This is a genomic window from Rubrivivax sp. A210 (assembly GCF_904426505.1).
In the GTDB taxonomy this organism is placed as follows: domain Bacteria; phylum Pseudomonadota; class Gammaproteobacteria; order Burkholderiales; family Burkholderiaceae_C; genus Rubrivivax.
In genome coordinates this window covers 14,048-34,612 of the sequence record NZ_CAJGBN010000056.1, presented here as the reverse complement: position 1 = coordinate 34,612, position 20,565 = coordinate 14,048, and the positions used below count along the sequence as shown (strand labels likewise).

At 71.3% G+C, this 20,565-nt stretch carries 11 protein-coding genes and 1 riboswitch; of the genes, 6 read left to right on the top strand and 5 right to left on the bottom strand.

Features of this window, described 5'->3' with window-relative positions:
- Positions 1 to 90 precede the first annotated feature (90 nt).
- The 3 genes from JMV16_RS20005 (at position 91) to JMV16_RS19995 (ending at position 7,603) form a co-directional block, all read left to right on the top strand.
- Positions 91 to 3,003, top strand: a complete 2,913-nt coding sequence (locus JMV16_RS20005; protein WP_201496081.1) for an EAL domain-containing protein — start codon at positions 91 to 93, stop codon at positions 3,001 to 3,003.
- A 154-nt stretch (positions 3,004 to 3,157) separates the two neighbouring features.
- Positions 3,158 to 4,360, top strand: a complete 1,203-nt coding sequence (locus JMV16_RS20000; protein WP_201496080.1) for an efflux RND transporter periplasmic adaptor subunit — start codon at positions 3,158 to 3,160, stop codon at positions 4,358 to 4,360.
- 9 nt (positions 4,361 to 4,369) lie between these two features.
- Positions 4,370 to 7,603, top strand: coding sequence for an efflux RND transporter permease subunit (locus JMV16_RS19995; protein ID WP_201496079.1), 3,234 nt, complete (start codon positions 4,370 to 4,372; stop codon positions 7,601 to 7,603).
- Here the strand turns inward: JMV16_RS19995 and JMV16_RS19990 are convergent, their stop codons facing one another.
- On the bottom strand, positions 7,604 to 8,806 hold the full coding sequence (locus tag JMV16_RS19990) for a YbfB/YjiJ family MFS transporter (RefSeq protein ID WP_201496078.1): 1,203 nt from the start codon (positions 8,804 to 8,806) through the stop codon (positions 7,604 to 7,606).
- A gap of 11 nt (positions 8,807 to 8,817) precedes the next feature.
- On the bottom strand, positions 8,818 to 10,209 hold the full coding sequence (locus JMV16_RS19985) for an L-serine ammonia-lyase (RefSeq protein ID WP_201496077.1): 1,392 nt from the start codon (positions 10,207 to 10,209) through the stop codon (positions 8,818 to 8,820).
- Between the two features lie 148 nt (positions 10,210 to 10,357).
- Here JMV16_RS19985 and JMV16_RS19980 point away from each other — a divergent pair, with 148 nt between their 5' ends.
- A complete protein-coding gene (locus tag JMV16_RS19980; RefSeq protein ID WP_201496076.1) occupies positions 10,358 to 13,861 on the top strand; it encodes an EAL domain-containing protein in 3,504 nt (1,167 codons plus the stop codon).
- Positions 13,862 to 13,868: 7 nt separating this feature from the next.
- Here the strand turns inward: JMV16_RS19980 and gcvP are convergent, their stop codons facing one another.
- The 3 genes from gcvP to gcvT form a co-directional block, all read right to left on the bottom strand.
- Entirely contained in the window at positions 13,869 to 16,790 is a 2,922-nt protein-coding gene (gene gcvP / locus JMV16_RS19975; RefSeq protein ID WP_201496075.1) for an aminomethyl-transferring glycine dehydrogenase, read from the bottom strand.
- 99 nt (positions 16,791 to 16,889) lie between these two features.
- A complete protein-coding gene (gcvH, locus tag JMV16_RS19970) occupies positions 16,890 to 17,270 on the bottom strand; it encodes a glycine cleavage system protein GcvH (protein WP_201496074.1) in 381 nt (126 codons plus the stop codon).
- Between the two features lie 30 nt (positions 17,271 to 17,300).
- Complete coding sequence (gene gcvT / locus JMV16_RS19965) at positions 17,301 to 18,446, bottom strand: glycine cleavage system aminomethyltransferase GcvT (RefSeq protein ID WP_201496073.1); 1,146 nt, start codon at positions 18,444 to 18,446, stop codon at positions 17,301 to 17,303.
- A 50-nt stretch (positions 18,447 to 18,496) separates the two neighbouring features.
- Positions 18,497 to 18,631: riboswitch (glycine riboswitch) on the bottom strand.
- 149 nt (positions 18,632 to 18,780) lie between these two features.
- Here gcvT and JMV16_RS19960 point away from each other — a divergent pair.
- Both JMV16_RS19960 and JMV16_RS19955 read left to right on the top strand, forming a co-directional pair.
- Entirely contained in the window at positions 18,781 to 19,242 is a 462-nt protein-coding gene (locus tag JMV16_RS19960; RefSeq protein ID WP_201496072.1) for a CoA-binding protein, read from the top strand.
- 4 nt (positions 19,243 to 19,246) lie between these two features.
- Positions 19,247 to 20,551 (top strand): O-acetylhomoserine aminocarboxypropyltransferase/cysteine synthase family protein, encoded by a 1,305-nt coding sequence (locus JMV16_RS19955; protein ID WP_201496071.1) that lies wholly within the window; start codon positions 19,247 to 19,249, stop codon positions 20,549 to 20,551.
- Positions 20,552 to 20,565: the final 14 nt, after the last annotated feature.

Sequence of the window (20,565 nt, the reverse complement as noted above, 5' to 3'; positions counted from 1 at the left end):
GGCTCTACAGGTTCTGCCGCAAGCGGCCGATATCCGACCCAGGCAGTGACGGCGCGGTGCCGGCGCCTGCCTATGAACGGAAGCCCTGCATTGCCAAGCGACCTGACCGATCCCAAGCCGGCCACGCCCCACTCGCTGCAAGCCCTGCAGGCCAGCGGTGCGCGAGCGGCGCGCGGTGCGCGGCGGCGTCTGCGCCTGGCGCTGTACGTCATGCTGGCGGTGATGGCGCTGGCGGTGGTGGCCCAGGGCCTGCTGACGCTGAGGCAGCAGAAGAGCGGTGCCGACGACGACGAAGTCATCGACCGCGCCGGCCAGCAGGGCGGCTTCGCGCTGCAGATCGGCCGCCAGGTGGCGCTGTGGGCCGCCGAGCCGGCTGCGCGCGAGCGGCACCGCGACAGACTGGATGCACTGCTCACGCGCTCGGCGGCCGAGGCCTTTGACCTCGACGCCGCCATCGCGCGCCAGATCGCACCCGCTGGCGATGCCGGCCCGCGCCTGCAGCTGGCGCTCGAGGCCTGGACCAACTCGCGCGAGCGCCTGTGGTACCGCGCCCAGGCTGTCTTGCGCCTGCCCGGCGACGCCGACGCAGACAGGGTCAAGGCGGCGACGGCCGCGCTGCAGTCCGAAGTCGAGCCGGCACTGGCCACGGCGCAAGGCCTGGCCGTGGCGATGCGGCAGACGGCTGACCAGCGCGGCGACCAGCTGCGCCGCGAGATGGCCTGGGGCATGGCCGGGCTGCTGCTGCTGATGGGCCTGCTCTCGCTCACCGTGGTCGAGCCGACGGCGCGCTCGGTGTCCCGCCACGCGCGCCGCCTGGCCGAGCAGTCGGCCGAGGTGCGCATGCTGGCCCTGGTGGCCGAGCACACCACGGCGCTGGTGACCATCACCGACAGCGAAGACCGCATCCAGTGGGTCAACGCCGCCTTCACGCGCGTCTGCGGCTGGAGCCTGGAAGAGGCCGTGGGCCGCCGCCCGCCCGACCTGATGGCCCACCCCAATGCCGACACCACCGTCGAGCGCCATCTGCGCGCGGCGCTCGAACACGGCCACGGCGTGCGCCACGAATGGCTGCGCCGCACGCGCGACGGCCGCGAAGTCTGGCTCGACATCGACCTGCGCCCCTTGCGCGACGAGCAGGGCGCCCTGAGCGGCTTCATCCGTGTGGCCACCGACGTGAGCGCGCGTGTGCAGCAGCAGTCCAAGCTGCTGGCGCTGTGGGCAGCGCTGCCGGCCGGCGTGGTGGTGCATGACGCCGACGGCGCCATCGTCGACGCCAACCGCGAGGCCGAGCGCCTGCTCGGCCTGAGCATCGACGAGTTGCAGGGCCGCGACTCCGTCGATCCGCGCTGGTGCGCGGTGCGTGAGGACTTGAGCCCCTACCCCGGCGCCGAGCACCCGGCGATGCGCACGCTGCGCAGCGGCGTGCCGCTGCACGGCGAGACCATGGGCGTCCACCTGCCCGGCGGCGAACTGCGCTGGCTGCTCGTCAACACCGAGCCGCGGCTGGACGTGGCCGGCCACATTGCCGGCGTCGTGAGCTGCTTCTCCGACATCACCGAGCGACGCCTGCTGCAGGACCGACTGACCGAACATGTGCGCACCGACGAGCTCACCGGCCTGCCCAACCGCCTGGTCGTGATGGAGCGGCTGCAGCGGGCGATACGCCACGCCCGCCGCCACGCCGGCTATGGCTTTGCCGTGCTCTTCATGGACTTCGACCGCTTCAAGCAGGTCAACGACACCCTGGGCCACAGCGCCGGCGACGACTTGTTGCGCCAGATCGCCGCGAGGCTGCTGCGCGCGCTGCGCCCCGGCGACGCCGTGGCCCGCGTGGCCTCGGCCACCGACATCGCGGCGCGCCTGGGCGGCGACGAATTCGTCGTCGTGCTCGAGGGCGTACATGACCGCGCTGCCGTCGAGCACATCGCGGCGCGGCTGAGCGCCGACCTGGCCGAGCCCTATCTGCTGGGCAGCACGCCGGTGCAGAGCAGCGTCAGCATGGGCGTGGTGCTGTCGACCGCCTTCGCCAACTGGCAGGGCGGCGGCGCCGCGGCTGCCGAGGTGGGCGGGGCCGAGCCCGACAACCCGGCCACCATCGAGGCCTATGCCGAACAGGTGCTGCGCAATGCCGACACCGCGATGTACGAGGCCAAGCGCGCCGGCCGCGGGCGCTGGGTGATCTTCGACAACTCCATGCACGAGCGCGTGGTGCGCGCCATGGCGATGGAGAACGATTTGCGGCGCGCGCTGCGCAACGACGAGCTTTTCGTCGTCTACCAGCCGGTCATGGCGCTGGGCACGCGCCAGATGGTGGGGGCCGAGGCCCTGGTGCGTTGGCGCCATCCGCAGCGCGGCCTGGTGCCGCCCATCGAGTTCATTGGCGTGGCCGAGGAGTGCGGCCTCATCGATGCCGTCGGCGCCACCGTGCTGCGCAAGGCCTGCGGCCAGTTCATGGCCTGGCAGCGCACGCTGGGTGCCGCGGCGCCGCGGCAGCTGGCGGTGAACCTGTCGCGTGCCCAGCTCAAGCGCCTGGGCCTGGTGGACGAGGTGAGCGATCTGCTGCAGGAGCTGGGCATGTCGCCGGCCTGCCTGGAACTCGAGGTCACCGAAAGCCTGGCTGCCCAGGACGAGCCAGTGCTGGCCACGCTGCACAAGCTCAAGGCGCTGGGCACGCGGCTGGCGCTGGACGACTTCGGCACCGGCTATTCCTCGCTGGCCTGCCTGCACCTGATGCCGGTGGACACGGTGAAGATCGACCGCAGCTTCGTCAGCCATGCCGAGACGGTGGACTACCACCGCGTGCTGATCGAGGCCACCATCCGTGTCGCGCGCACGCTGGGCATGGTCACGGTGGCCGAGGGCATAGAGACCGAGGGCCAGGCGGCTTTGATGCAGCACCTGGAATGCGACCGCGGCCAGGGCTACCTCTTCTCGCGCCCGCTCGATGCCGAAGACTTCGAGGCCTGGGTGCGGCAGGAGGCCGAACAGCTCACCCCGGTCTGAGCGCGGTCGGCCCGGCCGCCGTCCGCGCCCGGCGCCCTGCAATTCATCGCCGTCATCCGGCGCTTCGTCGCAAGGGATGACGGAGTCACACGGGCGTCCCTACACTGCGCGGCAGTCGCGGCCCCATGGCCGTGGCCTGGCGGAGGGACGGATGATGAAAAAGAAGTGGTGGCTGGCCGGCGTGGCCGTGGTGGCGCTGGCCGGGGTGGGCGTCGGCGTGGGGCTCTCGAAGGGCGTGCTCAAGCTGCCCGCGGGCGATGCGCTGGCCAAGTCCGATGCGGCTGCGCCCAAGGCGGGCAAGGATGGCACGAAGCCCGACACGCCGCTGGAATTCATGCCCCGCGAGGTGGTACAGCCGGTGCTGGCCCGCCTGCCCGGCAGCGTGGAGTTCTCGGGCCCGCTGGTGGCGCCGCAGACCGCCGTGGTGCGCGCCAAGGCCGGCGGCACCCTGCTCGAGCTGACGGTGGCCGAGGGCAGCCGCGTGCGCGCCGGCCAGGCGCTGGGGCGCATCGAGCTGGCCGATCTCAATTCACGCATTGCCGAGCGTGCCGCCAACCTCGAGTCGGCGCGCGCCGCCCAGGTGCAGGCCGAGCGCACCCACGCCAGCAACGAGCGCCTGGCGGCGCAGCAGTTCATCTCGCCCATCGCGCTGGAGAACTCGCGCGCTGCGCTCGACACCGCACGCGCCAATCTGGCCGCCGCCCAGGCCTCGCTGGAGACGGCGCGCGTGGGCCTGCGCGAGGCCGCGTTGGTCTCGCCCATCGCCGGCATCGTGGCCAGGCGCCATGTGCTGCCGGGTGAGAAGGTCAGCCCCGAGCAGCAACTGCTGACCATCGTCGATCTCGTGCGGCTGGAACTGGCCGGCAGCGTTGGCACCCACGAGGTGGCGCGCATTGCGCCGGGCTTGGCGGTGCAGGTGCAGGTCGAGGGCGTGGACAAGCCGGTGGCCGGCCGCATCGCGCGCATTGCGCCGGCGGCCGAGCCCGGCACGCGCTCCATCGGCGTCACCATCGAGCTGCCCAACCCCAAGGAGACGCTGCGCGCCGGCCAGTACGCGCTGGTGCGCGCCGTGCTGGCCGACGACACCGAGCGCCTGACGCTGCCGGCCGCGGCCGTCGGCCAGTCGGCGGGCCAGAACCACGTCTGGGTGATCGAGAACGGCGTGCTGGCGCGTCGTGCCGTGACCCTGGGCCGGCGCGACGAGCGCGAGGGCCGCGTGGAGGTGCTGCAAGGGGTGACGCCGGCCAGCCAGGTGCTGTCGGCGCGCTTCGACAACCTGCGCGAAGGCGCCAAGGCCCTGGTGGTTGCGGCGCGGGCGGCGCCGGTGGCGTCGGCATCCCAGCCGGTCGTGCGCTAGGGGCTGGCCATGTGGATGACCCGCGTCTCCATCAACAACCCGGTCTTCGCCTGCATGGTGATGCTGGCGCTGTGCGTGCTGGGCCTGTTTTCCTACGCCCGCCTGGGCGTGGAGCAGATGCCCGACATCAGCTTCCCCGGCGCCTTCATCGATGTCGCCTACCCGGGGGCCTCGCCCGAGGCGGTGGAGCGCGAGGTCACCAAGGTGGTCGAAGAGTCGCTCAACAGCATCGCCGGCGTCAAGCGCATCAGCTCGCGCAGCTTTGAGGGGCGCAGCCAGACCAGCGTCGAATTCAGCCTCAACGCCGACATGTCGCGCGCCATGCAGGACGTGCGCGACCGCCTGGCGGCGGTGCAGGCGGCCTTTCCGCGCGACGTGAAGGCGCCGCTGGTCTCGCGCTTCAACAACGACAACGCCCAGGCGGTGGTGAACTTCGCCCTGCTGTCCAAGACGCGCAGCGCACGCGAGCTGTCGGTGCTGGGCGACCAGGTGGTAGGGCGGCGGCTGCAGCGCGTGGAGGGCGTGGCGCGGGTGGACATCAGCGGCCTGGCGGTGCGCGAGCTGCGCATCGACCTCGACGCCGCGCGGCTGCGCGCCTACGGCATCACGCCGGCCGAGATCTCTGCCGCGCTGCGCGACGCCAATGCCGACCAGCCGGTGGGCCTGCTCAGCAATGCCGTCGGCGACACCATCTTGCGCGTCGAGGGCAAGGTGCGCGACCCGCGCCAGTTCGAAGACCTCATCGTCGCGCACAAGGGTGGCCTGCCGCTGGCATTGCGCGACCTGGGGCGCGTGGTCGAACGCGAGCGCGAGCCCGATTCCACCGCCCGCATCAATGGCCAGCGCGCCATCAACTTCGGCATCTACAAGCAGCAGGACGCCAACATCGTCGCCACCGGCGAGGCGGTGAAGGCGGCGATGGAAGAGGTCAAGAAGCAGCTGCCGCCCGACGTGGAGCTGGTGCTGATCTACGCCGCCAGCGACTTCGTCAAGGATTCGCTCACCGGCCTGCGCCACACGCTGATCGAGGGCGCGCTGCTCACGGTGGCCATCGTCTTTCTCTTCCTGCACAGCTGGCGCAGCACCATCATCACCGGCCTCACGCTGCCCATCGCGGTGATCTCCAGCTTCATCGCCATCTACGCCTTCGGCTTCACGCTCAACTTCATGACCATGATGGCGCTCAGCCTGTGCATTGGCCTGCTGATCGACGACGCCATCGTGGTGCGCGAGAACATCGTGCGCCACCTGCACATGGGCAAGGACCACCACCGCGCGGCGCGCGAGGGCACGGACGAGATCGGCCTGGCGGTGATGGCCACCACCTTTGCCATCTGCGCCGTCTTCGTGCCGGTGGCCTTCATGGGCGGCATCATCGGCAAGTTCTTCTACCCCTTCGGCGTCACCGTGGTGGTGGCGGTGCTGGTGAGCCTGTTCGTCAGTTTCACGCTCGACCCCATGCTGTCCAGCGTCTGGAAAGACCCGCCCAGCGCCCACCTGCGCCAGATCGCCGGCATCGGCCACCTCATCGCGGCGGTGGACCGCGGCATGGACGCGCTGCATGGCCTCTACGAGCGGCTGATCCATTGGATCTTCGGCCCGCGGCGCTACCGTCTGCTCGGCCTGCCGGCCTATGGCCGGGCTTTCGGTGCCGACGGCCAGCGTGACCGCGCCTCGCCGCGCCGCTGGCGCTGGGCCACGCTGAGCCCGCGCGGCCTGGTGCTGGCCATCGGCGGGGCCAGCTTCGTCGGCGCCCTGGCCCTGGCGCCCCTGGTGGGCAGCGAATTCGTGCCCCAGACCGACCAGAGCTTCACCCAGCTGGCCATCCGCATGACCGTGGGCTCGAGCCTGGAGCGCAGCGATGCCAAGGTGCGCCAGGTGGAGGAGATCGTCTCCGCGCTGCCCGAGGTGAGGATGCTTTCCACCAGCGTCGGCGGCCAGGGCTCGGGCCTGTCAGTGGGGCGCAACCAGGCGACGCTGAACATCGGCCTGGTGCCGCGCAGCGAACGCAAGCGCACGCAAAAGCAGATCGAGGACAGCCTGCGCGAGAAGATCGCCGGCATCGCCGGCATCGAGGCCTCGGTCGGCTTTGACCGCCCCATCTATGTCGCCATCCTGGGCAGCGACCCCGAGGGCCTGGCGCGCATTGCCAGCGACTTTGCCGAGCAGGTCAAGAAGATTCCCGGCATTGCCGATGTCGAGCTGTCGGTCAAGCCGGGGCTGCCCACCTATGCCGTGCGGCTCAAGCCCGGCGCGGTGCGCGAGATCGGCCTCACCGCGCCGCAGCTGGCCAGCAGCCTGCGCGCCTACGTCAACGGCGATGTCGCCACCTTCTGGACCACGCCCGACGGCGAGCAGGTCGAGGTGCTGTTGCGCCTGCCGCAGGAGCAGCGCGAGCGCGTCGAGCAGATGCGCGGCCTGCCGGTGGCCTTTGCGCGCGACGGCACGCCGATCACGCTGGACGCGGTGGCCACCATCGAGCCGGTGGTCAACCCCGAGGTGATCAGGCGCCAGAACCTGCAGCGGCGCGAGGCCATCTTCGCCGGCGTGAAAGACCGACCGGCCGGCGACGTGGGCGCCGATGTGCAAAAGCTCATCAAGGCCACCACGCTGCCGCAGGGCTACCGCTTCGACATCGGCGGCAGCCAGACCGAGCAGCAGAACGAGGCCTTTGCCGGCATGCTGAGCGCGATGGCGCTGGCAGTGATCTTCATCTACATCGTGCTGGCCAGCCAGTTCGGCAGCTTCCTCCAGCCCTTGGCCATCATGGCCAGCCTGCCGCTGGCGCTGATCGGCGTGATGCTGGCGCTGCTGGTCTCGGGCAGCACGCTCAATGTCTTCAGCATGATCGGCCTGGTGATGCTGATGGGCCTGGTGACCAAGAACGCCATCTTGCTGGTCGACTTTGCCAACCACGCCCGCAAGGCCGGCGCCAGCATGGCCGAGGCACTGCTGCAGGCGGGGCTGATCCGCATGCGGCCGATCATCATGACCACCGCTGCCATGGTCTTTGGCATGCTGCCGATGGCGCTGGCCTTCAACGAGGGCGGCGAGATCCAGGCCCCGATGGGCCGCGCCATCATCGGCGGCATCCTTACTTCCACCCTGCTCACGCTGGTGGTGGTGCCGGTGCTCTACAGCTATCTGGCGCGAGGCCGCAAGGCTGCGGCCGAGGAGGCGGCAGCCGAGGTGACGGGCGGCAGCGCCGCCGGGCCCCTGCCCATGCCGGCCGACCGCGACTGATCAGGTGCTGGTGCTGCGCGGCTGCAGCAGCGCCGCGCCAGCCACCAGCACCGCAGCGGCCACCAGGCTGGCGGCGAGCGGCACGCCGTTGCGCGGGCCCGCCGCGCCGCCCGAAAGCGGCCCCAGCGTCAGCGGGCCCACCAACTGGCCGGCGGCGAAGGCGGCTGTCATCACCGCGATCAAGCGCGGCGTGGCGGCGCCGGCGTCCAGGCGCGCCTGCTGCATCGCGGCCATGGTCAACACCATGAAGGTGCCGCCCACGCACAGCGCGCTGATCAGCAGCGCCGCCAGCGATGGCGACAGGGCCGGCGCCAGCACGCCGGCGGCCATCAGCAACTGGGACGCGATCCACAGCACATGCGGCGCCAGGCCGCGCGCCACGCGCGCCGCCAGCAGGGTGGAGGCGGCGGCGGCGAGGCCGAACAGCGGCCACACCGAGCCGAAGAAGGCGGGGTCGGCAAACTGCTGGCGTGCCATTGCAGGCAGGAAGGTGGCGGGCAGGATGTAGCCGTAGCCGAAGCTGCCGTAGGCGACGATCACGCGCCAGTGGCGGGCGACGCCGCCTGCGGCAGCCGCTGTGGCCGCCGCGGCTGGCGTGGGCAAGGCCGGCCCGGCGACGATGTGGCGCCAGCCCAGCCCGGCCGCCACCGCCGCCAGCGTGCCCAGCAGCAGCCAGGCGAGGCCGGGTGGCTGCTGGCCCAGCGCCGCGCCCAGGCCCACCAGGCCGGCCAGCGCAATGCCGCTGCCGACGCCGGCGAAGACGAGGCCGGCCCAGGCCGGGCGGCCGGCCGCCGCCAGCGCCTGCAGCGCCCAGCCCGAGATGCCGACCAGCACCAGCGCGCTGGCCATGCCGGCCAGCAGCCGCCAGGCCATCCACAAGCCGAAAGACGAGCTGGCGCCCATGGCCAGCGTGAAGAGGGCGACACCGACGAGGCCACCGCGCGCCGCCGTGGCCGGAGCGATGGGCCAACGCGCCGCCGCCAGTGCCCCGAGCAGGTAGCCCAGGTAGTTGACCGAGGCCAGCCAGGCGCCCTGCGCCAGGGTGAGCTGGCCGTCCTGCAGCATCAGCGGCAGCAGCGGCGTGAACGCAAAGCGGCCAATGCCCATCGCCGAGGCCAGGCCGACCAGGCCCATGGCGGCGATGGCGAAGGCGGCGCGGTCCGGTCCTGCGGAATGGGCGGGTTGGGCGCCAGGGGCTCTCATCGCGCGCCGGCTCAGCATTCGACGATGTTGACGGCCAGCCCGCCGCGGGCGGTTTCCTTGTACTTGCTCATCATGTCAGCGCCGGTTTCGCGCATCGTCTTGATCACCTTGTCCAGGCTCACGAAATGCGTGCCGTCGCCGCGCAGCGCCATGCGCGCGGCGTTGATGGCCTTCACCGCGGCGATGGCGTTGCGCTCGATGCAGGGAATCTGCACCAGGCCGCCCACCGGGTCGCAGGTCAGGCCCAGGTGGTGCTCCATGCCGATCTCGGCGGCGTTCTCGGCCTGCTCGGGCGTGCCGCCCATCACCGCGCACAGCGCACCGGCGGCCATGCTGCAGGCCACGCCCACTTCGCCCTGGCAGCCGACCTCGGCGCCGCTGATGCTGGCGTTTTCCTTGTAGAGCATGCCGATGGCGGCGGCGGTGAGCAGGAAATCGACCACGCCGCGCTCGCTGGCACCGGGCACGAAGCGCGTGTAGTAGTGCAGCACCGCGGGCACGATGCCGGCCGCTCCGTTGGTGGGCGCGGTGACGACGCGGCCGCCGGCGGCGTTCTCCTCGTTGACGGCCAGGGCGTAGAGGTTGACCCAGTCCAGCACCTGCAAGGGGTCGCGCAGCGCGGCCTCGGGGTGGGCGGTGAGGGCGTCGCGCAAGGCCTTGGCGCGGCGCTTCACCTTGAAGCCACCGGGCAAGGTGCCGCCGCTGGCGCAACCGCGCGCCACGCAGTCCTGCATCACCTGCCAGATCTTCAGCAAGCCGGCGTCGATCTCGGCGTCGCTGCGCCAGTGGCGTTCGTTCCTGCGCATCAGCTCGGCGATGCCGCAGCCGAGTTCGCGCGTGCGTCGCAGCAGCTCTTCGCCGCTGTGGAAGGGGTGGGGCAGCACCGTGGTGTCGGGGGCGATCAGCTGCTGGCGGCTGCCGTCGGCCGCCAACTCCTCGCCGAGCACGAAGCCGCCGCCCACCGAGTAGTAGACGCGGCTGGCCAGCGTGGCGCCGGCGGCGTCGAAGGCCGTGAAGCGCATGCCGTTGGCGTGCAGCGGCAGGGTCTCGCGGCGATGGAACAACAGGTCGTCCTTCTCATTGAAGGCCAGCTCGTGGCGGCCCAGCAGCGGCAGCCGGCCCTGGGCGCGCATCGCCGCCAGCAACTGCGGCACGGCGTCGACGTCCACCGTGTCCGGCTCGTAACCGGCCAGGCCCAGCAGCACCGCCTTGTCGCTGCCGTGGCCCTTGCCCGTGGCACCGAGCGAGCCGTACAGCTGGGCCAGCACGCGCGATGTGGCGTCGAGCTGGCCGTCGGCGGCCAGGCGGGCCGCGAACAGCCGCGCCGCCCGCATCGGGCCCACGGTGTGCGAGCTGCTCGGCCCGATGCCGATCTTGAAGAGGTCGAAGACGCTGACGGCCATGGCGCGATGCTAGGGCACAGGGCGCGATGCTTGGGGCACCGCGCCAGATCAAGGTCGATGCAAGGGCCGGCAGGGATAATTTTCGGCTCCGGCCATCACCCCCGACAGCGCCGGTTCGCACCCGCTCGAGCCCCGCAGTACACCGCCAATGCCGCCTTCCGAAGAGTCAACCCCGTCGACGAGCGGCTTGCGCGGCCAGCATGCGGTGCTGGCACTCGCCTTGGGCCTGGCGGTTTCGGTGGCTGCTGCGCTGGTGGTCAAGCGCGACATCGACGCCGACGCGACGCGCCATTTTGCCAACCGTTGCGACCAGCTCACGCTCAGGGTCCAGGAGCGTCTGGGCGCCTATGCGCTGATCCTGCGCGGCGCCGCGGGCCGCTTCTCGGCCTCGCACCCGGTCACGCGCGGCGACTGGCGCACTTATGTCGAGACGCTGCAACCCGAGCGCACCGTGCCCGGCGTGCAGGGCATAGGCTTCGCCGAGTGGCTGCCGTCCGAGCGCCTGGCCGCGCACATCGCCAGCGTGCGCGATGAGGGCCATCCGCACTACGAGGTGTGGCCGGTGGGCGCGCGGCCGGCCTATACCGCGATCAAGTTTCTCGAGCCCTTTGCCGGGCGCAATCTGCGCGCCTTTGGCTACGACATGTATGCCGAGCCCACGCGGCGGGCGGCGATGGAGCGCGCCCGCGACAGCGGCGAAGCCACGCTCTCGGGCCCGGTGCAACTGGTGCAGGAGACCGGCGAGGACGTGCAGACCGGCGTGCTGCTCTACCTGCCGGTCTACCGCGAGGGCAGTGACCCCACCACCGCCGCCCAGCGCCGCCAGGTGCTGCTGGGCTGGGCCTACAGCCCCTACCGCATGAACGATCTCATGCGCGGCATCCTGGGCGATTGGATGGAGCAGGAGGGCCGGGCCGTCGACCTGCACATCGCCGACGGCAGCGCGCGGCTCTTCGACAGCCGCCCGGGGCCTCCCGCCGCGGGCGCGCTGCTGCAGCAGCGCCGCCTGGACTTTTACGGCCGCAGCTGGCAGCTTGAATTCGAGGACGCACGCGCCGCGGCCGCGATCGACTACACCGCGGCCTGGGCCACGCTCGCCGCCGGCTTGATGCTCAGCGGTTTGTTGTACGCGCTGCTGCGCTCGGTCATCCACACGCGCGCCGCCGCCGGCCGCATCGCCCAGCGCCTGACCGAGGAGGTGAGGCGCGGCGCTGATCGCCTGCGCGAGGGTGAGGCCTTCAAGGCCGCCATCCTCGACTCGGTGCTGGCCGAGATTGCCGTGCTCGACCGCGACGGCGTCATCGTGGCTGTCAACGAGCCCTGGCGGCGGCGGGCCGAGCAGCATGGCGTCGCCCCACGCGGCAGCCGCGTCGGCGACAACTACCTCGTGGCCTGCGAACTGCCCGAGGACGATCCACGCCATGGCGATGCCATCCTTCTGTGCGAGGCCATACGCACCGTGCTCAGCGGGCGCGCCCGCCACCTGAGGCGCGAGCTGCCGCGCCTGGACGTGGGCGACGACGGCTGGTACGCGCTCACGGTGGCGCCGCTGCGGCCGGCCGGCGAGGGCGCCGTGGTCTCGCACACCGACATCTCGGCGCGCAAGCAGGCCGAGGACCAGTTGCGCCTGGCCGCCAGCGTCTTCAGCCATGCCCGCGAGGGCATCATGATCACCGACCCCGAGGGCGCCATCGTCGACGTCAACGAAGCCTTCACGCGCATCACCGGCTATGGCCGCGATGAGGCCCTGGGCCGCAACCCGCGCATGCTGCGCTCGGGCCTGCAGTCGCCCGAGCATTACGCCGAGTTCTGGCGTCGCCTCACCACCGAGGGCCACTGGTACGGCGAGTTCTGGAACCGCCACAAGAGCGGCGCCGTCTACGCCGCGCTGCAGGCCGTGAGCACGGTGCGCGACCACCAGGGCAGGGCGCGCCACTATGTCTCGCTCTTCTCGGACATCACGGCGCTGAAGGCGCAAGAGAACCGGCTCGAACGCATCGCCCACTACGACGCGCTCACCGGTCTGCCCAACCGCGTGCTGCTGGCCGACCGCCTGCACAAGGCCATGCAGCAGGCGCAGCGGCGCGGTCAGCTGCTGGCCCTGGTCTTCCTCGACCTCGATGGCTTCAAGGCCGTCAACGACGCCCATGGCCACGCCTGCGGCGACGAGCTGCTGGTGGCCCTGGCGCGGCGCCTGCAGCAGGCCCTGCGCGCCGGCGACACGCTGGCGCGCCTGGGCGGTGATGAATTCGTGGCCGTGCTCGGGGACCTGTCCAGCGTCAGTGCCGGCGTGCCGCTCTTGGCGCGCATGCTGGACGCGGCCTCGCAGCCGCTGGCTCACGGCGACCAGTTGCTGCAGGTGACGGCCAGCCTGGGCGTGAGCTTCTACCCGCAGGCCGATGAGGTCGAGGCCGACCAGCTCATCCGCCAGGCCGACCAGGCCATGTACCAGGCCAAGCAGGCCGGGCGCAACCGCTATGTCGTCTTCGATGCCGAGCAGGACCGCAGCCTGCGCGGCCACATCGAGGGCCTGGACCGCCTGCGTGCCGCGCTCGAGGCGGGCGAGTTCCTGCTGCACTACCAGCCCAAGGTGAACATGAGGAGCGGTGCCGTCGTCGGCGCCGAGGCCCTGATCCGCTGGCAGCACCCCACCGAAGGCCTGCTGCTGCCGGGGCAGTTCCTGCCGCTGATCGAGCACCACGCGCTCAGCGTAAAGGTGGGCGAATGGGTGATAGACCATGCCCTGGCCCAGGCCGAGGCCTGGCAGGCCCAGGGCATCGCGCTGCCGCTGAGCCTGAACGTGGGCGCCCACCAGCTGCAGCAGCCCGAGTTCGTGGACCGCCTGCGCGCCAGCCTGGCGCGCCACCCTGCCGTCGCGCCGGGGCGGCTGCAGCTGGAACTGCTGGAAACCAGCGAACTGCGTGACCTCGACCAGGTGGCGCGCGTGATCAAGGCCTGCGGCGAGATGGGCGTGAGCTTCGCGCTCGACGATTTCGGCACCGGCTATTCGTCGCTGACCTATCTCAAGCGCCTGGCGGTGGCGCAGATCAAGGTCGACCGCAGCTTCGTGCGCGACATGCTGCACGAGCCCGAGGACCTGGCCATCCTGGAGGGCGTGATGGGCCTGGCGCGCGCCTTCGACCGCGAGCTGGTGGCCGAGGGTGTGGCTTCGGTGGAACTGGGTCAGATGCTGCTGCGCATGGGCTGCGAGCTGGGCCAGGGCCACGGCATCGCGCGCCCCATGCCGGCGGCCGAGCTGCCCGCCTGGCTGGCCAGCTGGCGCGCGCCACCGCAGTGGACGGGCATGCGGACGCTGGCCCCCGCCGAGAGGCCGCTGATCGTGGCCAGCGTCGAGCACAACGCCTGGATACGTGCCGTGGCCGACCACCTGCAGGGGCGTGGCCCGCTGCCGGCCGACCTCGGCGACAGCCAGTGCCGTTTCTCGGTCTGGCTGCACGGCGAGGGCCAAGCGCTCTATGGCGAGCAGCCCGGCCTGGCTCGTGTCGATGCCCTCCACCACCGCGTACACGCGGTGGCCGCGCAGTTGCTGGCCTTGCAAGGCCACGGCCGCACCGAGGCGGCCGTGGACGGCCTGCCGGCGCTGCTGGCGCTGCGCGATGAGTTGCAGCGCGCGCTCTGGGCCTTGACCTGAGACCGGCTCAGCTGGCGAGGTCGGCCAGCGGCGGACAGCTGCAGAACAGGTTGCGGTCGCCCCAGACGTTGTCGACGCGGCCCACCGGGCTCCAGTATTTCTGGCGCCGCAGGCTGGCCAGCGGGAAGGCGGCCTCCTCGCGCGTGTAGGCGTGGTTCCAGTCGCTGGCGAGCAGGGCCGCCGCGGTGTGCGGTGCGTGCTTGAGCGGGTTGTCGTCGCGCGGCCAGGCACCGCTCTCGACCTTGGCAATCTCGCCGCGGATGGCAATCATCGCGTCGCAGAAGCGGTCAAGCTCGACCAGCGGCTCACTCTCGGTGGGCTCGATCATCAGCGTGCCGGGCACCGGGAAGCTCAGCGTCGGCGCGTGGAATCCGTAGTCGATCAGGCGCTTGGCCACGTCCTCGGCCGAGATGCCACGGTCCTTGCCGGTGGCCTCTTTCAGCGGCCGCAGGTCGAGGATGCATTCGTGGGCCACGCCGCCGCCCTTGAGCGCGGCATTGCCGCCCGAGTAGAGCACCGGGTAGTGGTCGGCCAGGCGCGCGGCCACGTAGTTGGCGGCCAGGATGGCGGCCTCGGTGGCGCTGCGCAGGCCGTCGGCGCCCATCATGCGGCAGTACATCCAGCTGATGGGCAGCACCGCGGCATTGCCCAGCGGCGCGGCGCTCACCGCGCCCACGCTTTGCGCGCCGCCCACGCCGCCCGTGCGGTGGCCGGGCAGGAAGGGCACGAGATCGGCCACCACCGCCACCGGCCCGACGCCGGGGCCGCCGCCGCCGTGCGGGATGCAGAAGGTCTTGTGCAGGTTGAGGTGGCTCACATCGCCGCCGAACTCGCCCGGCGCTGCCACGCCCACCAAGGCGTTCATGTTGGCACCATCCACATAGACGCGGCCGCCGTGCTGGTGGACGATGGCGCAGAGTTCCTTCACGCGCACCTCGAACACGCCGTGGGTGCTGGGGTAGGTGATCATCACCGCCGCCAGGCGCGCGCTGTGGGTCTCGCACTTGGCGCGCAGGTCGTCGATGTCGACATTGCCCATCGCGTCGCACTTGGTCACCACCACCGTCATGCCCGCCATCTGGGCGCTGGCCGGGTTGGTGCCGTGGGCGCTCTCGGGGATCAGGCAGATGTCGCGCTGGCCCTCGCCGCGGCTCTCGTGCCAGGCCTTGATGACCAGCAGGCCGGCGTATTCGCCCTGGCTGCCGGCATTGGGCTGCAGGCTCACCCCGGCATAGCCGGTGGCCTGGGCCAGCCAGGCGCAGAGCTGGTCGTTCATGGCCCAATAGCCGGCCAGCTGGTCGCGCGGCGCGAAGGGGTGGAGCTGGGCGAACTCGGGCCAGGTGATGGGAATCATCTCGCTCGTCGCGTTCAGCTTCATCGTGCAGCTGCCCAGCGGGATCATGCTGCGGTCCAGCGCCAGGTCCTTGTCCGACAGGCTGCGGATGTAGCGCAGCATCTCGGTCTCGCTGTGGTGGCGGTTGAACACCGGGTGGGTGAGGAAGGCGCTGGTGCGGCGCAGCCGCGCGGGGATCAGGGGTTCCACGCCCTGCTCGAAGGCGGCGACATCGGGCAGCACCTGGCCCGACTCCATGAACCAGCCCCACAGCAGGGCCAGGTCGGCGCGCGTGGTGGTCTCGTCCAGCGAGATGGCCAGGTGCAGGTCGCTGGCGCGGCGCAGGTTGGCGCCTTCGGCCAGCGCGCGCTTGAGGATGGTGTCGGTGCGCGGGCCGGTCTCGACGAGCAGGGTGTCGAAGGCCTGCGGCGTCACCACCTTGTGGCCCAGGGCCCTGAGCCCGGCGGCCAGGATGGCGGTGTAGCTGGCGATGCGCAGCGCGATCCGCTTCAGGCCCTCGGGCCCGTGGTAGACCGCGTACATGCTGGCCATCACGGCCAGCAGCACCTGGGCCGTGCAGATGTTGCTGGTGGCCTTCTCGCGCCGGATGTGCTGCTCGCGCGTCTGCAGCGCCAGGCGGTAGGCGGGGTCGCCGTGGCTGTCCACGCTCACGCCCACCAGGCGGCCGGGCATGGCGCGCTTGAAGGCGTCGCGGCAGGCCAGGTAGGCGGCGTGCGGGCCGCCCGCGCCCATGGGCACGCCGAAGCGCTGGGTGTTGCCGACCACGATGTCGGCGTCGAACTCGCCCGGCGGCACCAGCAGGGTCAGCGCCAGCAGGTCGGCGGCGACGATGAAGGCGGCCTGCTTGGCATGCGCCTGCTGCACCAGGGGCGCGAGGTCGTGGATCAGGCCGGTGGTGCTGGGGTATTGCGCGATGACTGCGAAGTAGTCGTGCTGCTCCATCAGCTGCGGCGCCATGCCCACCCGCACCGTGAGGCCCAGCGGCGCGGCACGCGTCTGGATCACCTCGATCGTCTGCGGGTGGCAGTCACCGGCAACGATGATCGTGTCGCTCTTGCTCTTGACGCTGCGCTTGGCCAGCGTCATGGCCTCGGCGGCGGCGGTGGCCTCGTCCAGCATGCTGGCATTGGCGATGGCCATGCCGGTGAGATCGCAGACCATGGTCTGGAAGTTCACCAGGGCCTCCATGCGGCCCTGCGAGATCTCGGCCTGGTAGGGCGTGTAGGCGGTGTACCAGGCCGGGTTCTCGAGGATGTTGCGCAGGATGACGCCCGGCGTGTGGGTGCCGTGGTAGCCCTGGCCGATGAAGCTCTTCAGCAGCTTGTTGCGCGAGGCCAGCGCCTTGAGTTCGGCCAGCGCCTCGGCCTCGGTGGCCGGCGGCGGCAGTTCCATCGCCTGGCTGCGTGCGATGGCGCGCGGCACGATGGCCTCGATGAGCGCGCCGCGCGTCAGCGCCGGCCCGCCGGCGGCAATGGCCGCCAGCATGTGGCGCTCGTCGTCGGCGTCGGGGCCGATGTGGCGGGCTGCAAATTCGGCGGCGTTCTCGAGCGCGGCCAGCGGCTTCAGGGCGGACATGGGCAAGGCTTTCTGCCCGGCGCGGGCCGGGGCTTTCTCTGCGGGGGTTGGGCCAGGCCGCCGGGTGGGGCCGGGCGGATCAGGGATTCGGCTCTCGGCTCAGAGCGTCTTGAGCAGGGCGTCGTAGCCCGGCGGGTCCATCAGCTGGTCGAACTCGGCCATGCCGACCTCGGTGATGTGGACCTTGAAGAACCAGCCGTGGCCCAGCGGATCGCTGTTGGCCAGCGAGGGGTCGTCGCGCAGTCCTTCGTTGACCTCGACCACCTCGCCCGTCACCGGCATGAAGATGTCGGCCGCGGCCTTGACCGATTCGACGACGCCGGCGACCTCGCCCTTCTTGTAGCTGCGGCCGACCTCGGGCAGTTCGACGAAGACCACGTCGCCCAGCGCGTCCTGCGCGTGGTGCGTGATGCCGACGATGGCGGCCTCGTGGTCCTCGATGTTGATCCACTCGTGGTCGGGGGTGTACATGGTCGTCATGGGCAGGGCTCCTGGTCGAAGGCGGGGGGGTCAGCGCTGGTAGCGGTGGGGGTGGAAGGGCAGGGGGTTCACGCGCATGGGCACGCGCTTGCCGCGCACCTCGGCGTAGACCTCGTGGTGGGGCTGGGCGTGGTCCAGCGGCAGGTAGGCCATGGCCACCGGCTGGTCGACGCTGGGAGAGAGCGTGCCGCTGGTGACGGTGCCAAGCTTGTGGCCGTGGCCGTCGACGATGGCCGTGCCCTCGCGCACCGGCACGCGCTCGAGCCCGACCAGGCCGACGCGGCGGCTGGGCGCGGCGCCGGCGAGATGGCTTGCTATCACGGCCGCGCCAGGGTAGCCACCCGCGCGCGCACCGCCCGGGCGGCGCACCTTCTGGATGGCCCAGGCCAGGCCGGCCTCGACCGGGCTGGTGCTCTCGTTGATGTCGTGGCCGTAGAGGCACATGCCGGCCTCCAGGCGCAGCGTGTCGCGCGCACCCAGGCCGGCCGGCTTGACCTCGGCCTGGGCCAGCAAGGCCTCGGCCAGCAGCTCGGCCTTGTCGGCCGGCACCGAGATCTCGAAGCCGTCTTCGCCGGTATAGCCAGAACGCGTCACGAAGCAGGGCGCGCCCACCAGCTCGAAGGGGCCGCCGGTCATGAACTTCAGCTGCGCCACGCCACCGTGCAGCCGCGCCAGCACCTGCACCGCCGCCGGGCCCTGCAGCGCCAGCAGCGCGCGCTCGGGCATGGCCACCACCTGGCAGCGGTGGGCGATGTGGGTGAGCAGGTGGCGCAGGTCGGCGTCCTTGCAGCCGGCGTTGACGACCAGGAAGAGATCGCCGAAGGCCTCGCGTGCGGCGGCCTCCGGACGCACCACCATCAGGTCGTCGAGCAGGCCACCGCTGGCATTGGTGAAGAAGGCATAGCGCTGGCGGCCGGGTGCGAGATCGACCAGGTCAACCGGCACCAGGGTCTCGAGCGCCGCGGCGGCGTCGGCGCCCACCAGGCGAATCTGGCCCATGTGCGAGACATCGAACAGCGCCGCGCCGGCGCGGCAGTGGCGGTGCTCGGCCATCACGCCGGTGGGGTACTGCACCGGCATCGCATAGCCGGCAAAGGGCACCATGCGCGCGCCCAGGCGCAGGTGCAGGGCGTGCAAAGGGGTCTGGAGCAGAGGTGTGGAGCCGGCAGCGGACATGGCCATCCTTCCAAGGGCATCGACGCAAGCACCGCGCAGGCGGTGTGACGGGGGCCCTCGCTGTCCGCTTTACCTGAGAGATTCGGTGCTGGCCCAGCCCTTCTCGGGCCCGCCAGACCTTGCCCCTTCGGTGGGCCGAAGGCGTGTGCCTTGCACCCGCCCGGCCTCTCTCCAGTGAGGTCGAAAACCAGTCCGTTGTGCCTGAGCGTTCGAGGAGGGCTTAGTCCCACCACTGCGCCTTCGGCGGCCCGGCCGGCGCAGTGCCGGCCAAGCTCTCTCCTGGTGGCGGCCAGTGTATAGCAGCGGGACCGCGGCCCCGCGCTACGATGGTGCCATGGCCGACGACATCCCCACCCTGCGCCGCATCCTCAAGAACTGCCGCACAATCGCCGTGGTGGGGCTGTCGGCCGACTGGTTCAGGCCCAGCCACTTCGCCGCCCAGTACATGCAGGCCAAGGGCTACCGCGTGCTGCCGGTCAACCCGCGCTACGACAGCCTCCTGGGCGAACGCTGCTACGCCAGGCTCGAGGACATCCCCGAGCCCATCGACATGGTCGATGTCTTCCGCAAGACCGCCGACGTATTGCCCATCGCGCACAGCGCCGTGGCCCTGGGTGCGCGCGTGCTGTGGCAGCAGATCGGCGTCGTCAACGCCGAGGCCGACGCGCTGGTGCGGGCCGCCGGGCTGGATTCGGTGATGGACCGTTGCGTCAAGATCGAGCACGCGCGGCTCTTCGGCGGCCTGCACTGGTTCGGCGTCAACACCCGCGTGATCTCGGCGCGGCGGCCGGTCTGACACCATGGCCGACCACGCCTACAAGCCCGAGACCCTGGCCATCCATGCCGGCCAGATCCCCGACGCCGCCACCGGCGCGCGTGCCCTGCCCATCTACCAGACCACCAGCTTTGTCTTCGACAGCGCCGAGCACGCCGCCCAGCTCTTCAACCTGGCCACCTTCGGCAACGTCTATTCGCGGCTGAGCAACCCTACGGTGGCGGCACTGGAAGAACGGGTGGCGGCGCTGGAGAGTGGCCGCGCCGCCATCGCCTGCGCCAGCGGCATGGCCGCCGAGGCCATGGCGCTGATGACCATCCTGCAGGCGGGCGACCACGTCGTTGCCGCCGGCGCCCTCTATGGCGGCAGCGTCACCATGCTGGCCGTCAGCCTGCGCAAGTTCGGCATCGAGACGAGCTTTGTCGACGCCACCGACCCCGCCGCCTTTGCCGCGGCCATGCGCCCCAACACGCGCGCCGTGTTTGCCGAGAGCCTGGGCAACCCCAGCCTCGTCGTCCTGGACATCGCCGCCATCGCCGAGGTGGCCCATGCCCACGGCGTGCCGCTGATCATCGACAACACCGTGCCCAGCCCCTTCCTGTGCAACCCCTGCGCGCTGGGCGCCGACCTGGTGGTGCATAGCGCCACCAAGTACCTCGCCGGCCACGGCACCACGCTGGGCGGCGTGATCGTCGAGAGCGGGCGCTTTCCCTGGGACAACGGCAAATTTCCGGGCATGACCGAGCCCTCGCCCGGCTACCACGGCGTGCGCTTCTACGAGACCTTCGGCGACTTCGGCTTCACGATGCGCTGCCGCATGGAGACGCTGCGCGTCTACGGCGCGGCGCTGGCGCCCATGGCCGCCTGGCAGATCCTGCAGGGCGTCGAGACCCTGCCGCTGCGCATGGAGCGCCATTGCGCCAATGCGCTGGCCGTGGCGCGCTTCCTGCGCGACGACCCGCGCGTGGGCTGGGTCAACTACCCGGGGCTGGAAAGCCACCCGCAGCACGCGCTGATGCAGCGCCAGATGCGCGGCGCCTCGGGGCTGTTGGCCTTCGGCGTCAAGCCGTCGGCGGGCGATGGCGACGGTGGCGTCGCGGCCGGCGTGCGCTTCATCGAGGGCGCGCAGTTCATGAGCCACCTCGTCAACATCGGCGACACGCGCACCCTCATCAGCCACCCGGCCAGCACCACCCACCGCCAGCTCGACCCCGCCCAGCAGCTTGCCGCCGGCGTGCGGCCCGACATGGTGCGCATCTCGGTGGGGCTGGAGCACATCGACGACATCCTCTGGGACATGGACCAGGCGCTGGCCCGGGCCACCGGCTGAGCCGGCCGGCCCTG